Consider the following 13,807-nt stretch of genomic DNA (forward strand, 5'->3'; position numbering starts at 1 on the left):
ACTCTAATTCAGGTTACAATCGAGGGCTAAAGATTGCATGTGCGGGATCGCTGGTTATTTTGTCTTTAGGGCTTCCGGTGAGAAACTCGGAACAGAACCCTTGCAGGCAATGTGCAAATGCATGGCCGTGAGAGGTCCGGACGGTGAGGGCATCTGGACGTCGCCTTCTGGTTCCACCGGCTTCGGTCACCGCCGCCTCGCGATCATCGACCTGTCCCAGAATGGCAGCCAGCCGATGTCTTGGCCGGAAGAAGGCTTGACGATCACCTATAACGGCGAGATCTACAACTATCGAGAACTGCGCTCAGACCTTGAATCGCGCGGACATGTGTTCGTTTCAGATAGCGACACCGAGGTTCTGCTCCATCTCTATTCGGTCTACGGCCGGGAGATGTGCGACAAGTTAAGGGGCATGTTTGCCCTGGCTATTTGGGATGAGAAACGCCAGGGATTATTTATCGCCCGGGACCATTTCGGCATAAAGCCTCTGTACATTGCGAGGTTGCAGGACAAGATCGTTTTTTCTTCCCAAGTCAAAGCGCTTCTTGCATCGAACCTCGTGCCGACCGACCCGGAACCCGCAGGCCACGTCGGCTTCTTCCTGTGGGGAAATGTTCGCGGGCCCTTCACGCTTTACAAGCACATAAGGGAACTGCAACCGGGAAAGTCTCTATGGGTCGACCAGTATGGGCCGCGCGAAGAAGTCACCTTTTTCTCATTGCCGTTAGAGATGGGAAGGGCAGAGGGCACGGCTCGCGAGAAAGATCCTGATGCGATGCGCGAATGCCTCCGCGTCGCGCTCCTGGATTCCGTCCGCCACCACTTTGTTTCGGACGTCCCGGTGAGCGTCTTTCTCTCGGCTGGCAGGGACTCTGCGACCCTTCTGGGACTCTCGACGGAGGTCAATCGTCAGCCTCCTACAGCACTGACGCTAGCTTTCCAGGAGTATTCGGGCAAGCCCGAAGACGAGGCGCCGCTCGCTTCGAAAATCGCCGAGCACTATGGGGCGCCGCACATCTTGCGCGAGGTCGTCGGGCGAGACTTTCGGGATGACTTGAGCAACATCTTTGAGGTGATGGACCAGCCGTCCGTGGATGGTGCAAACACCTACTTTGTGAGCAAGGTCTCGAAAGAAAGTGGGATCAAAGTCGCCCTAAGCGGATTGGGCGCCGACGAGCTGTTCGGTGGCTACCCTTCTTTTGAGCAAGTCCCTTACATTGTAAGCAAACTAAGGCGTTGGAAATCCATTCCTGTCCTAGGGGTCTGGTTCAGAATTGTCTCGGGACGTATTATCCCGCACTTCACTTCGCCAAAATATGCGGGTTTGCTGGAGTATGGGACAAGTTTCCCCGGGGCTTATCTCTTAAGACGAGGGCTCTACATGCCCTGGGAGTTGCCGTCACTCCTTGACCCCGATATGGTCCGCATCGGATGGTCTGAGCTCCAGTCTCTAGCCCGGCTAGAGGAAACAATCTCACCTGCCTCTAGCGCTCGGACGCGCATGACGTTGTTAGAGACGACGTGGTACATGAAGAATCGACTTCTGCGGGATAGCGATTGGGCGGGAATGGCGCACTCTATTGAAATTCGAGTTCCGTTCGTTGACGTCAAGCTGTTCCGATCCATGGCCCCGTACTTTGGGACGCCGGCGGTTCCGACCAAGGACGATATGGCCCGGACACCCTGCAATTCGTTGCCGGACGAGGTGCTTAACAGGCCGAAGTCCGGGTTCATGATCCCGGTTCGGGAATGGCTGCAGGGGCAGCAACAAGGCGGAGGAGAGCGGTCGCTCCGTGGCTGGGCCCGTCTGATCTATAACGAGTTCGTCAAACCTTGACAGCGGCGGTCAGCGTGCCAGAATCTGGGTAGATGCGGATTCTTCACGTCATCTGGTCGGTTAACCCAGCGGGCGGCGGGCCCGTTGAGGGAGTGAAACAACGTGAAGCCGTGCTGCGACCCATGGGCCATGTCATCGAGATCGCTTCGCTAGACGGTCCGGATGACGAGTGGGTCAAAGACTGCCCGGTTAAAGTCTATGCGCTCGGGCCCGGTAAGGGAACTTACAGCTATGCGCCTGGCGTGGTCGAGTGGATCCGTGACCACGCGGCCGAATACGACGTCGTTATCGTAAACGGCATTTGGCAGTACCATAGCTTCGCCGCTTGGAAGGCTCTAAGGGGCAAAAGCACTCCATACTATGTGTTCACCCACGGGATGCTCGATCCTTGGTTCAATGCCACTTATCCACTAAAAAAATTGAAGAAGGCACTCTACTGGCCTTGGGCCGAGTACCGAGTCTTACGCGACGCACGGGCGGTCTTCTTCACCTGTGAAGAGGAGAAAGTGTTGGCGCGCGGATCCTTTAAGCCGTACAAAGTGAACGAGATTGTCGTCAACTATGGCACGGCGGGTCCAGACGTCGACCTGAGCGACGCGCGCACGAAGTTCTTAGAGAAATTCCCGGAGCTGGAAGGGAAAAGGATTCTCCTCTACCTTTCTCGGATCCATGAGAAGAAGGGCATCGACCTCTTAATCGAGGCTTTCACAAAGGTCTCGGATAGCGATCCGTTGCTTCAACTTGTCGTTGCCGGGCCAGATAAGACGAACCTTATGCCGAAGCTCAAGGAGCAGGCCAAGCGCTTGGGCGTCGACAATCGTGTCTTCTATCCCGGCATGTTGACCGGCGAGCTGAAATGGGGCGCCTATGCGGCCTGCGAGGCATTTGTCCTGCCTTCGCACCAAGAGAATTTTGGCATCGTGGTGGCGGAAGCTTTGGCTTGTGGCCGTCCGGTGCTGATCTCGGACAAGGTGAACATTTGGCGGGAGATCGAGGCCGACGGGGCGGGACTGGTCGAACCGGACGACGGCCCCGGAACGACCAGGCTCTTGCAGAGATGGCTGGCAATGAGTCCGGCAGAAAAGGAACGGATGGCGGACAACGCGATAGAGTGTTTCCGCGATAAATTTGAGATTACGAAAGCAGCGGAAAGTTTGCTTGAAAAGCTGGAGGCAACTCGTTGAAGGTCGGGAAATTCGACGTTATTGAGGGTGCAGACTTCTACACGGGGCCAAGCTTTAGCCTTGAGAACCGAAAACGAAGACTTGTCTGGATGATCGCCTACCGTCTCTTGTTCCGATGGACCCCAAGGCAGCTCAAAGGGTGGCGCATCACGGTCCTCAGATGGTTCGGCGCCAAGATCGGGGAAGGTTGCAACGTTCGATCCCGTTGCCAAATCTGGGCCCCATGGAACCTTGAACTAGGCGATTACGTGGTGGTCGCCGACGACGTCAACCTCTATTCCATGGCGACAATCAAGCTCGGTAACCGCGCCATTGTCAGCCAAGGTTCACACCTTTGCGCAGGGACGCACGACTATACGACACCGAACTTTCAGTTGGTCGCGAAGCCGATCACAGTCGGCGAGCGGGCTTGGCTGGCGGCGGAGTGCTTTGTTGGGCCGGGGGTCACCATCGGCGATGGCGCCGTCATTGGTGCCCGGTCGGTGGTGGGGAAGGATATGCCCGCTTGGACCGTGTGTGCGGGAAACCCGTGCCGACCGCTAAAGGAGCGCGTCATCACGGGAGAAGGAAACGAGCCCGGAGCCGAAGCTCCGGGCTCAGTCGCGCCGCCGAGCTGATCAGGGGCGACGGGTTCTGCGGTAACCGTGGTCTTCGGACCGCATGAACGTGTCGTTTTGCACGCCGACCCAACTCTGCAGGATCGTTCGATAGCCTCGGCGCGGGAGGTCGTTCCCGGCGACGGCGGTCAGGTCGCCCATGGGTTCGTTGCGGAAGGGGCTGACCATCGTGCCCATATTGTCGGCGACGGTGCAGTTCTTTGGATCTTGGTTGACGCCCCAGATCTCGAGGATGCCCCAAAGCCTCTTCGAGACGTCCGTTCGGCAGCGCAGGAAGACGTTCGCCTTGATTTGGTTGCCCGTCGGGGTCCGATAGTCGGCCGCGGTCAGGATCTTGAAGACGTTGGGGTAGCGGCGCTTCCAGGGCGAGCCCTGCCAGGGAACCCTATTAGCCAGCGTTCGGGGCCAATCGAACCATTCGGCCGGCATCTGGAGGCCGCGGTCGTCGATCCGGATACCACCGACGCAATCGATCATCACGTTGAAGCGGACAATGTTGTAGTGGCCCGCGCCGACTTGGATCGGCTGCTCCATGTCCCGGAAGATGTTCCGCTCCACGATGGTGTTGCTGAGCATGTCGTCCAGGTAGATGCCGTGGTTGATGTGGTAACCCGTGATGCGCTTGCTGATGTTGTAGAGCAGGTTCTCGCGGATCACGTTGCCGCCGTAGGTGAAGTCGCGGGTGCCATAGATGGCGGCCGAGTCCAAGGCGTCGCGGACGCTATCGTAAATCTCGTTCCGCTCGATCCGGTGGTCGTTGCCCTCGAAGTAGATGGCCTGGTGGTCCATGCCATGGATCGTGTTGTTCTTCACCCGGCAGCCCATGCCAAGGATCTCGACCCCAGGGCGATAGAACGGGTTGTTCCGCCCCGTTTCCCAGATGTGGCAGTTGAGGACCTGGTTGCCGCTGCTCTTTAGGAGGGCCCTGTCCCCGCCCGAGAGGGAGACACCGGTCTCACCGACGCCGGTGACCCGGCAGGAGCGGACCGTGACCGCCCGGCCCTGCGTGACCCGGATCCCGTACCCGCCACAGTTCCGGACGGTCAGGCCGTACACCTGGGAGCCCATGGAGTTGCTCAGGCGCACGCCATCCTGACGGCCGTTCTGGATCGTGAACCCTTGGATGGTGACGTAGTCCGCGGACGTCACGCCGAAGACCGGTTGGGTCGCCATCGTGAGCACGGCATCGGTCGGCGCCTCTTGCTGGAGCGGATAGTAGTAAAGGAAGTTGCGGTTGCGGTCGATGTAGTACTCGCCAGGCGTATCGAGCTCGAAGAGCGAGTTGACCAGGACCCAGCGCCCGGGACTTTCCGGGTCCCAGAGAGCCCGGCGGGCAGGGTCGTTCATGTCGCCGCCTTGGAGGACGGCTTGGAGCGTCCGGGTCGAGCCGCTGATCTTGGCCACCCGTTCCTGCCAGATGGAGAAGAGCCGGTGGTTCGGTGCCCACCGCACCCAATAGTCTTGGTCGAAGTCCTGTTCTCCGTTGCCGACATAGGCCGGGGTCCGCGCTTGGTCGATCTCCGTGACGATCGCGGGCTTGCTGTTAGTGCTATCGGGCGCAACCGCCTCTTGGCGGGCCCAACGGCCATTCGGATAGCGGGCCAAGGTCATGGCCTGATCGTTCACCACCAGTTCCGCGGCCGTCGGGGTGGCATCCCAGTTCGAGGCGAAGTGGGACATGAATCCGGTCTCCGTAATTCCGCTCTTGGAGAGGTCTGCGACCCAGACGTTAGCCCGGAGGTCTTCCCGGACTTTGTTCAACTGGGGGCCCACCCCCCGGACCCAGTTGGAGACGGGGAGCCCGCCGTCCAAGATCGCCTTGCCTGGGACTTCGGACCTCCACACCATGCGGCCTTTGTTCGTGCCGCCGTCGAGCGAGGTGAGGCTGAGCCCTGCCGGCATGACGTATCGGCCAGGCGCCACCGTGACGCAGACTCCCTTTGGCGAGAGCTTCCCGACGCCCCTCAGTTGGCGGATGGTTGTCCGGGCCCCGATCAAGGTCGCTTTCGGGCCTACCGTGCCGCCCTTATAGGTCTTGGAAGTTCCGTCCCAGCTGTCGTTCCCGTCAGGGGACACAAAGAGGCGGTCTTGCGAGTAGGCGTGGGTGAATGCTCCGAGCGCCAGGGCGAGAAGCAAGGTAGCGCGAAATTGATGGTTCCGTGCCTTCATGTCCGTGTGGTTCCACTTCCCCCTTTTTGCCGTCTATAGCAGTGGTGCTGGCAACGGCCGAACCCCAAGAACCATGCGGGTGCGGGACGGGTCGTAAGGCTCGGGTATAAAATCGAGGGAGCCCTATAGGGCTTGCTGGGGCCAGGGATTTAGGCCGATACAGTACTAGAGGTAGGAATGAATAAAGAGCAGATGCAGTCGGCGACCTTGACCGACCTATCGATCAAGGAGCTCCTTGCTCTCTTCCGGCGTCGCCGAGGTTTGGTCATCGGCATGGTGGTTCTCGGGCTTGCCGTGGCCGGCCTGGTCTCGCTTCTTATGCCTCCGGCCTATCAGCACATTTCCTTGGTGCTCGTCGACGGCCCGACCCAGGCGAACCCGAACCGGCCCGACGACATTGTTGGAGCGATCGCACAGTCGAACTTTAGGTACGACGTCCTCACCCAGATCGCCATCATGGAGAGCTTTGACCTTCGCTACAAAGCCCTCACCCGGATCAACTACCCCTTGCCCAAAGTTTTGACCCAGGAGGAGTTCGACCGGCTCCCGCAGGTCACCGTCACCCAGGTGCAGACTACGAACAACGTCCTCATCGCGGTCGAGGCCGAGGACAAGGATGTGGCCCGCGCCCTCGGCGAGGCCCTGCCGGTCGTTTACGCGGAGTACGTCGAGGAACAGCAGAAAGACCAGGTGAGCAGAACCGTGACGTTCATCGACGGCCGTCTCGAAGAAGAGCACCTGCGACAGCGAGAAGCCGAGCAGCAGTTCGCCGACTTCCGGTCCCAGAACCAGATCGGCGACAGCAAGACCGAATCGGACGTCCGTGTCGGTCAGTTGGCCGAGGCGCAACGCAAGCTCTCGGAAGCCCAAGCCGGCTACGATGGCGCACAGGCCGCCCTGATTCAGGCCCGAGAGGCGTACAACTCCACTTCGCCCACCGTCGCCAATCCGACAACTTTGACGCGGGTCGAGGCGATCGAAAGGGCGGAGGACACCCTCACCCAGCTTAACAATGCCCGGGACGCCCTCCTCGTCAACAACTATGAGGACAGCGAGCGGATCAAGCGCTTGGACGCTCAGATCTCCGCTCAGCAAGCGAGGCTGAAGGAAGTTCGCGAAAACCGCAAAGTCTCGGCCGACACGAACACCCGGAACCCCCTTCGCGACGAGTTCGAGAGGTCTATGCGGACTTCGCAAGCCGTCGTCGACGCTTCCCGCGCCCAGGTCGAAAGATGGGAGCAAGTCGTCGCCCAACGTGAGGATGCCGTTCGAAACCTCGGCCCGCTGCTCGCCAAGCTTCGTAGCCTGGAAACGAGGATCGGTGAAAGCCAGTTGGTCGTCCAGAGGCTGCTTGAGACTCAGAACGCGATCCGTTTGCGCAGCAACGACCTTCCGAAACCCATCACAAACCTGACCGGTAAAGCCCCGGCGCGATTGATCCGACCGAACATCGTCCTTAACATGGTTCTCGGCCTCCTCGGTGGCATCGTCCTCGGCGTCGCCGCAGCCTTGATCCGCGACACCCAGCTCGATAAGGTCAACACCACGGAGGAAGCGGTCGCGATCGCTGAGAAGGATATTCTCGGCCGCGTGCCGATCCGCTCGTCCTCTCGGGACCCGCTCATTTCGGACCCGCAGAAGGCAAGGGCGTTTGAGGCGTACCGGGTCCTCAGGAACAGCATTGTCCTGATGGGCGGAGACGCCCCAGGCGGCAAAGCCTACGTCGTGACAAGCTCCGTGCCCCGGGAAGGTAAGACGACCGTGGCCGGCAACCTTGCCGTCGCGATGGCGCTGGAAGGAAAGCGGACCGTGCTCATTGACGGCAACGTCCGCAATCCGGGAATCCACAAGCTCTTCAAGACCGCCCGTGAGAAGGGTCTGACCGAGGTCCTCGAAGGCAAGATCACGGCCGACGAGGCGCTGAAGACGACTGAGATCGCCAATCTGGCCGTCATCACGGCGGGCGCGGACGCGGCCAATCCGACAGAGCTCATCGCTTCCGAACAGATGAAACAGCTGGTCGAAAAGCTGAAGGGCCAGGTGGACTACGTGCTGATCGACGCGCCCTCCTCCTTCGGTCTCGCCGACGCCCAGTCCCTGGTCCACGCGGCCAAGGACGTGGTCTTCATCACCCAGCTCGAAGGGCCGTCCAAGACGCAGATGCGCGAATCGGTCGGCATGATCGACTTCGCCGGCGGCAATATCGTGGGTGTCGTGATCAACAAAGACAGGTTGGCCACCTCCCGAGCCCGGGCCGCGATCTAGTCGGTGACGGCCGTGGACCGGGCCGAAACTGTGCTGTCTCGAGCGCTTCGCCTCCACCGCGAAGCGCTCGATGCTTTGCCCCCGGAAGAGGCAGTGGCCCTCGTCGGGGACCGCATCCGGTTGGCCGTGCAGTCCGGTGCCAAAGTCCTCTTCTGCGGGAATGGCGGCTCTGCGGCCGATGCCCAACACCTCGCCGCGGAGTTCGTAGGGCGCCTTCGACAAGACCGTCCCGCCTTGTCTGCCGTCGCCCTCACGGTCGACACGTCGGTGCTCACGGCCGTCAGCAACGACTATGGGTTTGAACACGTTTTCGCACGTCAAGTCGAAGCTATCGGGAATCCGTGCGACGTGCTCGTGTGCCTCAGCACAAGCGGGTCGAGCCCGAACGTCCTCGCGGCCTGCGAAGCGGCGAAGGCAAAGGGGCTTACAACGGTCGCGATGACGGGGGCAGCGCCGAACCCGCTCGCCGAGCAGGCCGACCTGTGCCTTGCGGCCCCGGGCGCCAGTTCCGCTCAAGTCCAAGAAATGCACATTTTTCTTGGCCATATCCTTTGCGAGATCGCCGAAACCCCGTTGCCCAGTTCGCCTTTTCTGGGCAGGCCAGGCTGCCCGGCGGAACCCCTGAAAACGGCCCCTCAGCTAAACCGCAAAGCTCTGTTCCTGGATCGCGATGGCATCATTAATGTGGATAAAGGTTACGTATTCAAACTTGAGCATTTCGAGTTCATGCCTGGCATTCACGAGACCGTCGCAAAGGCAAAGGCTTCGGGTTATGCGGTTGTGGTCGTCACCAATCAGTCCGGCGTGGCGCGGGGGCTCTATCGCGACCAAGATGTACGCGCGCTGAGCCAATGGATGGCCGAACACTTGGATCTTGACGCGGTCTATTACTGCCCCCACTTGGACCATCACCAGTGCCCGGCGCGTAAGCCGGGGGCCGAAATGATAAACACCGCAGTTCAGGAACTTGGACTTATCAAAGAAGGATCTTTCCTCATTGGCGACCGCCAAAGGGATATTGACGCCGCGCATGCCGCGGGGATCGACGGTTACCTATATGAGGGCGGTTCGATCTTAGAGCTCTTCGAAACGATCAACCTGGGTTTGAAAACTTCCTGACCTCTTGTGCCCTGTCCTTCGGACAGACCATGACGATCCCGTTTGTCACGACCACGGCGAGCCCCTCGACGCCCAACAGGCAGACTTCGTGTGTCTCGGACTCGTTGTAGACGACGGAGTCTTTCACCTCGATCAGCCGCTGGCTCCCGAGGCCGACGTTGCCCTGCTCGTCGGCGTCGTAGCTGCGAGAAAGCGAGTCCCAAGCGCCGAGGTCGTCCCAGTCGAAGTCGGCCGCCACGACCCAGACCCGCTCCGCCTTCTCCATGAGGGCGTAGTCGATGGAGATGCTCGGCAGGGACTCAAAGGCCGCGACCGCCGCATCATTCTCACCCTTGCTCAGGTGCCCCGCAATTTTGCGGATTACCGCGGCGATCTCGGGTTGGGCGCGCTCCATTTCCGCCATGAAGGCGGGGACGGTCCAGAAAAACATGCCCGAATTCCACAGGAACCGCTCGCTCGAAACGAACACGATCGCGGTCTTAGCGTCCGGCTTTTCGCGGAAGCTCTCGACCTGGAAGGCGTCGCCGTCGGGTTCGCCCACCTCGATATAGCCATACCCCGTTTCCGCGCGGGTGGGGCGGATGCCAATCGTCACGAGGCCCCCCGTCCGCTCCGCCGTCTCAAGGGCGGTCGTGACTGTCTTGTGGAAGGCGGCCGGGGGCGAGATGCGATGGTCGGCCGTGAGCACCGCCATGGAAATGTCCGCGCCCGCTTCGGGCGATTGGGCGATCAGGTTCGCCACGACCCAGACCAAGCAACCCGTGGTGTTGCGCTTGGCGGGTTCGGCCAGCACGTTGGTGTCGGCAAGAGACGCGCACTCGGCCCGCGAGGCCTCCGCGAGGTGCAGCCCGGTCGCGATGATGGTGTTCTCCACCCCGAAGAGCTCGCTCGCCCGGTCGGCCGCCTCTGCGAGCAGGGACTTCTCCGGCGACGTCAGCCGCAGAAACTGCTTTGGACGGCTTTTGGTCGAGACGGGCCAAAAGCGCTCGCCCGAGCCACCCGCCATGATCACGCCTATACGCTTGAAACTCATCACGCCTACCCTATCTTTACGCCGACCACGCTTACGGGCCGGGAGTGTATCCTTGGAGCGATGCCGAAGACGGCGAACCGGCGTCCAAAGGCCCCTTACCGGGGAAGTGTGATCCCGACCCAAGAACTCTTGGAGACGCTGGAGTCCCTTTACGGGCGCTCGCGCTTCGTGCCCCGCTTCGACCCGCTTGAAGAACTGGTGAGCTGTATCTTGAGCCAGCACACGGCGGACGCGAACAGTTTTCCGACTTTCACCCGCCTCCGGGCCGCCTATCCGGACTGGGCGGAGGTCGAGGCGTTGGGACCGGAAAAGCTGGCCGGGGTCATACGCCAGGCTGGGCTCACGAACCAGAAGGCAAAGAGCATCTGCGGGTGCCTGCGCACGATCCGCGAGCGGTTCGGCGGTTACACCCTGGAGCCGCTAGAGTCCATGTCCGACCTGGCCGCTCGGGACTGGCTGCTGAGCCTGCCCGGCGTCGGGCTCAAGACCGCCTCCATCGTGCTCTGTTTTAGCTTTGGGCGGCACCTGATCCCGGTCGACACCCACGTCCACCGGGTCTCGACGCGGCTCGGCCTCCTGCGTCCCGGGAGGACGGCCGACCAAGCCCACGACGATCTGCTCGCGATCGTGCCGCAGGGGGTCTCCTTTCGGTTCCATATCGCGCTCATCCAGCACGGCCGCATCCTTTGCCAGGCGAAGGCGCCGCTCTGCGGAAAGTGCCCTCTCCAAGACCGGTGTCCTTGGTTCGCGGAGGTGACTCTGGCATGAGCCATTTCCGCGACGAAGAGGCCGCGTCCGCGGTCTTCGCCCGATTCGCCCGACTGGCACCCCGAGATTGGGGCCGCCTCTTCGCACAATGGACGGACTGCGCCCCCGACCCGGACGCTTCCTTGGCAAACTTGGAACGCTATCTCCGGATGGTCGCCGAACCTGTTCGGGTGGTCGACCAATTGTGCGCGTCGAGCGACCTTGGTCGGTTCGCAGGCACCTTGGCAGCCGCGAACGCCGCAATGGCCGCTCGCTTTGCCGCCCGCCCGCAGGACCTGGGCGAGTGTCTCGAGGCGGCCCTCCCGGGGATGCGGTGCCAAGTTGCGGGGGAAGGGGCGCCCGGCCTCGCCACCGTCGTCGGGCATGCCCCCGTGTTGACGGGCGGGCTCGCCACCCGGCCCGATCTCGTCGCGGCCCTGGCGGAGGAGCGTCCCGTCCTGGCGACGGACTGGTTCACGGCCACGGTCAAGTGGATCGTGCGGCCCGAAGGGGAACTTGGCCCTCTCATCGCACCCTGGCTGGACCAGCCGTTAAAGTCGCTCGGTCTGCCGGGCCTGTTTGCCATCGCGAGTTTAGCGGCGAGGGAAGCGGTGCCGAACCGGGGATTGGAGGCTGCGTTCGCGGGGACAAACGCGCCGAGCGAGGAGCTGCGCGAGGCGGTGCTGGAGTGCCTGGGGCCCCTCTTTCCGCTGGCACGGACCGAGGTCGGGCTCGCGGGCGGGGTGGCGCGAGCGTTCCTGGAGACCCCCTTGCCGATGCCCGGGCTCGAATCGCAAGAGGCTGCCCTCTTGGCCGTCACCCGGTCGCGAGCGATCGGTGACGCGCCTGTCGCGCAGTTGCGGTTGCCCGGCTTCCAGGCCACGACGACCGATTGGATGCACCTGAAGCGGCACCACGAATCTGCCGTGCCCGCGCAGCACCGGCACCGCCATGTGAACCTGACCGACATCGACTGGTGCGTGACCCTGCCCTTCCTGCGCTCGCCCCTGCCGGAAGTCGGACCGGCGACGATCGAGCGCCTCAACGTCCTGCTGGAGCACGACCTCCTTTCTCCGCTCGAACACGAGGCGATCGTGGACGCGCGCGCCTTCCTCATCGAGACACGGACCCGGCTCGCCCTATTGGGGCACGAACTCGATATCGTGCCCGAGAACCCGGATAAACTTCGCCGGCTAGCGGCATCCTTTGGGATGAGCGACGGCAATTCGTTCCTGGCCGCATTCGAGGGCCACAACGAACTGGCGCGCGCGGTCTCAGAGTCCGTCTTGGCACGCCTCGGAAGTTGATGGTCTTGATCCTCGCCTATATCGGTGCCTACCTTATCGGCGCCGTGCCTTTCGGATACCTTGTCGCGAGAGCGCGCGGGGTCGACATCACTGCGACGGGCAGCGGAAACATCGGGGCCACCAATGTCGCCCGCGTCCTTGGCCGCGAGCTCGGGATCCTCGTCTTCTTGCTCGACGTGCTGAAGGGCGCACTGCCCCCGATGCTCGCCCCGATTGTGCTGGCGGGGCAGCCGCTGGGCGTTCTTGGGCTGCGGGACCACGCCCTCTTGCTCGGCGCGACCGCGATCGTCGGCCATTCGCTCTCCCCCTTCATCGGGTTCAAGGGGGGCAAGGGAGTGGCGACGGGCTTTGGCTCACTGCTTGGTCTCGCGCCTTTGGTCGGCCTCGGCGGGTTCGGCATGTTCCTGCTGAGCTTCGCCTTCACGCGGATCGTGAGCCTTTCGAGCCTCGTCGGTTCGGGGAGCGTCCTGGTCCTCGCCGTCCTGACCCGCCAGACCCCGCTCTTCCTCGCCGTCTACACCGTCCTCGTCGCCTACGTCTGGTGGAAGCACAAGGCGAACATCGGCCGCTTGCTCAGGGGCGAAGAGCCGAAGCTGGACATGAAGAACGCGGGCAAGTCGGAGTCGTCCGCCGAAACGAACGGAAAGCCGGCGGAAGCCCCGGCCATCGAAGAAACGGAAGGGCTGCCGGTCGAGAAGGGCTGATGTTCGTCGAGAGGCTTTCGTCGGATCCGTTGGCGGCGCTTCTCGCCTGCATCGTTTGGATCCCGATCGCGATCTGGATCGTCTCGCTGGTGGGCTGGCTGGTTCAGGGCGATATCGACGGGTTCAGCGGGATTGTGGGGATCGGCATGGGGCTTGGACTCGGCGTCTTGACGGTCGTGCCGCCCGCCCCTTGGCTCCCCCCTCTGATCTTCTGCGGGGTGGTGGTCACGATCGTCTTCTTCCCGTTCGTCCGAGTCTTTACCCACCGGCACGCCATGGCGTCCATCGCGCTGGAGCAGGTCGACAAGTACATGGAAGCGATCGACAAGCACCCGGACAACGTCTATGCGCGATTTCGTCTCGCAGAGCTACTGGTCGAGCGGGGTATGACGGGGCATGGCATCCGCATCGTCGAAGCCGTCCTCCCCAGCATGCCCCTGAGCCTCTTTCGGCGCGAGCACTCCCTGCTGAACGCGTGGAGGTCCGGCGCGAGCGATCCACGCCTGTTCCGCGCGGAGGGCTGTCCCTCCTGCGGCACAATGAATCCCGCAGGCGAGCTTTATTGCAAAGGGTGCCGCCGGCCCTTCGCGGCGGCTTTGGCCAGGGGCCGGTGGTTGCCGCACGGCAGTGGTCGCAGGCTGATCGCGGTGTGGCTCACGGCCCTCATCGTGATCGTCGGGCTTCCGACGGCGGTGGCCCTCAGCCAAATCTCGCCCCCGCTTTCGGCTTCGCTCGTGCTCGTCCAAGTCGGGCTTGGCGCGTTCATGCTCATCAGGTCGTTCGTAGGGACGGTGGGGAGGGAAGCCTGAAGACGCTCGACCGGTA

General features: G+C 62.2%; 11 protein-coding genes. 9 read left to right on the forward strand and 2 right to left on the reverse strand.

Annotated elements, in window-relative coordinates:
- Window positions 1-37: 37 nt before the first annotated feature.
- The 3 genes from asnB to KF733_05905 all read left to right on the forward strand — a co-directional run bounded on the left by asnB (window position 38) and on the right by KF733_05905 (window position 3,638).
- Window positions 38-1,837, forward strand: coding sequence for an asparagine synthase (glutamine-hydrolyzing) (asnB, locus tag KF733_05895; protein QYK57012.1), 1,800 nt, complete (start codon window positions 38-40; stop codon window positions 1,835-1,837).
- Window positions 1,838-1,869: 32 nt separating this feature from the next.
- On the forward strand, window positions 1,870-3,021 hold the full coding sequence (locus tag KF733_05900; protein ID QYK57013.1) for a glycosyltransferase: 1,152 nt from the start codon (window positions 1,870-1,872) through the stop codon (window positions 3,019-3,021).
- 89 nt (window positions 3,022-3,110) lie between these two features.
- Window positions 3,111-3,638, forward strand: coding sequence for a WcaF family extracellular polysaccharide biosynthesis acetyltransferase (locus KF733_05905; GenBank protein QYK57014.1), 528 nt, complete (start codon window positions 3,111-3,113; stop codon window positions 3,636-3,638).
- On the opposite strand, the gene KF733_05910 is transcribed toward KF733_05905, so the two are convergent.
- On the reverse strand, window positions 3,639-5,774 hold the full coding sequence (locus KF733_05910; protein ID QYK57015.1) for a right-handed parallel beta-helix repeat-containing protein: 2,136 nt from the start codon (window positions 5,772-5,774) through the stop codon (window positions 3,639-3,641).
- Window positions 5,775-5,984: 210 nt separating this feature from the next.
- Between KF733_05910 and KF733_05915 the strand changes: the two genes are divergently transcribed.
- Together KF733_05915 and KF733_05920 are read left to right on the forward strand one after the other, a co-directional pair.
- On the forward strand, window positions 5,985-8,072 hold the full coding sequence (locus KF733_05915) for a polysaccharide biosynthesis tyrosine autokinase (protein ID QYK57016.1): 2,088 nt from the start codon (window positions 5,985-5,987) through the stop codon (window positions 8,070-8,072).
- Window positions 8,073-8,102: 30 nt separating this feature from the next.
- A complete protein-coding gene (locus KF733_05920) occupies window positions 8,103-9,191 on the forward strand; it encodes an HAD-IIIA family hydrolase (protein QYK57017.1) in 1,089 nt (362 codons plus the stop codon).
- On the opposite strand, the gene KF733_05925 is transcribed toward KF733_05920, so the two are convergent.
- On the reverse strand, window positions 9,166-10,224 hold the full coding sequence (locus KF733_05925; GenBank protein ID QYK57018.1) for a mannose-1-phosphate guanylyltransferase: 1,059 nt from the start codon (window positions 10,222-10,224) through the stop codon (window positions 9,166-9,168). The genes KF733_05920 and KF733_05925 overlap by 26 nt on opposite strands.
- Before the next feature lie 60 nt (window positions 10,225-10,284).
- Here KF733_05925 and KF733_05930 point away from each other — a divergent pair, with 60 nt between their 5' ends.
- Genes KF733_05930 through KF733_05945 form a run of 4 tightly spaced genes read left to right on the forward strand, consistent with a single transcriptional unit; the run spans window position 10,285 to window position 13,791 of the window.
- Window positions 10,285-10,992: an endonuclease III gene (locus KF733_05930; protein ID QYK57019.1), complete on the forward strand. Its 708-nt coding sequence runs from the start codon at window positions 10,285-10,287 to the stop codon at window positions 10,990-10,992.
- A complete protein-coding gene (locus tag KF733_05935; GenBank protein ID QYK57020.1) occupies window positions 10,989-12,278 on the forward strand; it encodes a hypothetical protein in 1,290 nt (429 codons plus the stop codon). Before KF733_05930 ends, KF733_05935 begins: the two co-directional genes overlap by 4 nt.
- Window positions 12,278-12,982 (forward strand): glycerol-3-phosphate 1-O-acyltransferase PlsY, encoded by a 705-nt coding sequence (gene plsY / locus KF733_05940; protein ID QYK57021.1) that lies wholly within the window; start codon window positions 12,278-12,280, stop codon window positions 12,980-12,982. Before KF733_05935 ends, plsY begins: the two co-directional genes overlap by 1 nt.
- Window positions 12,982-13,791, forward strand: coding sequence for a hypothetical protein (locus tag KF733_05945; protein QYK57022.1), 810 nt, complete (start codon window positions 12,982-12,984; stop codon window positions 13,789-13,791). Before plsY ends, KF733_05945 begins: the two co-directional genes overlap by 1 nt.
- Window positions 13,792-13,807 lie beyond the last annotated feature (16 nt).

It is taken from the genome of Fimbriimonadaceae bacterium (assembly GCA_019454125.1).
GTDB lineage: Bacteria > Armatimonadota > Fimbriimonadia > Fimbriimonadales > Fimbriimonadaceae > JALHNM01.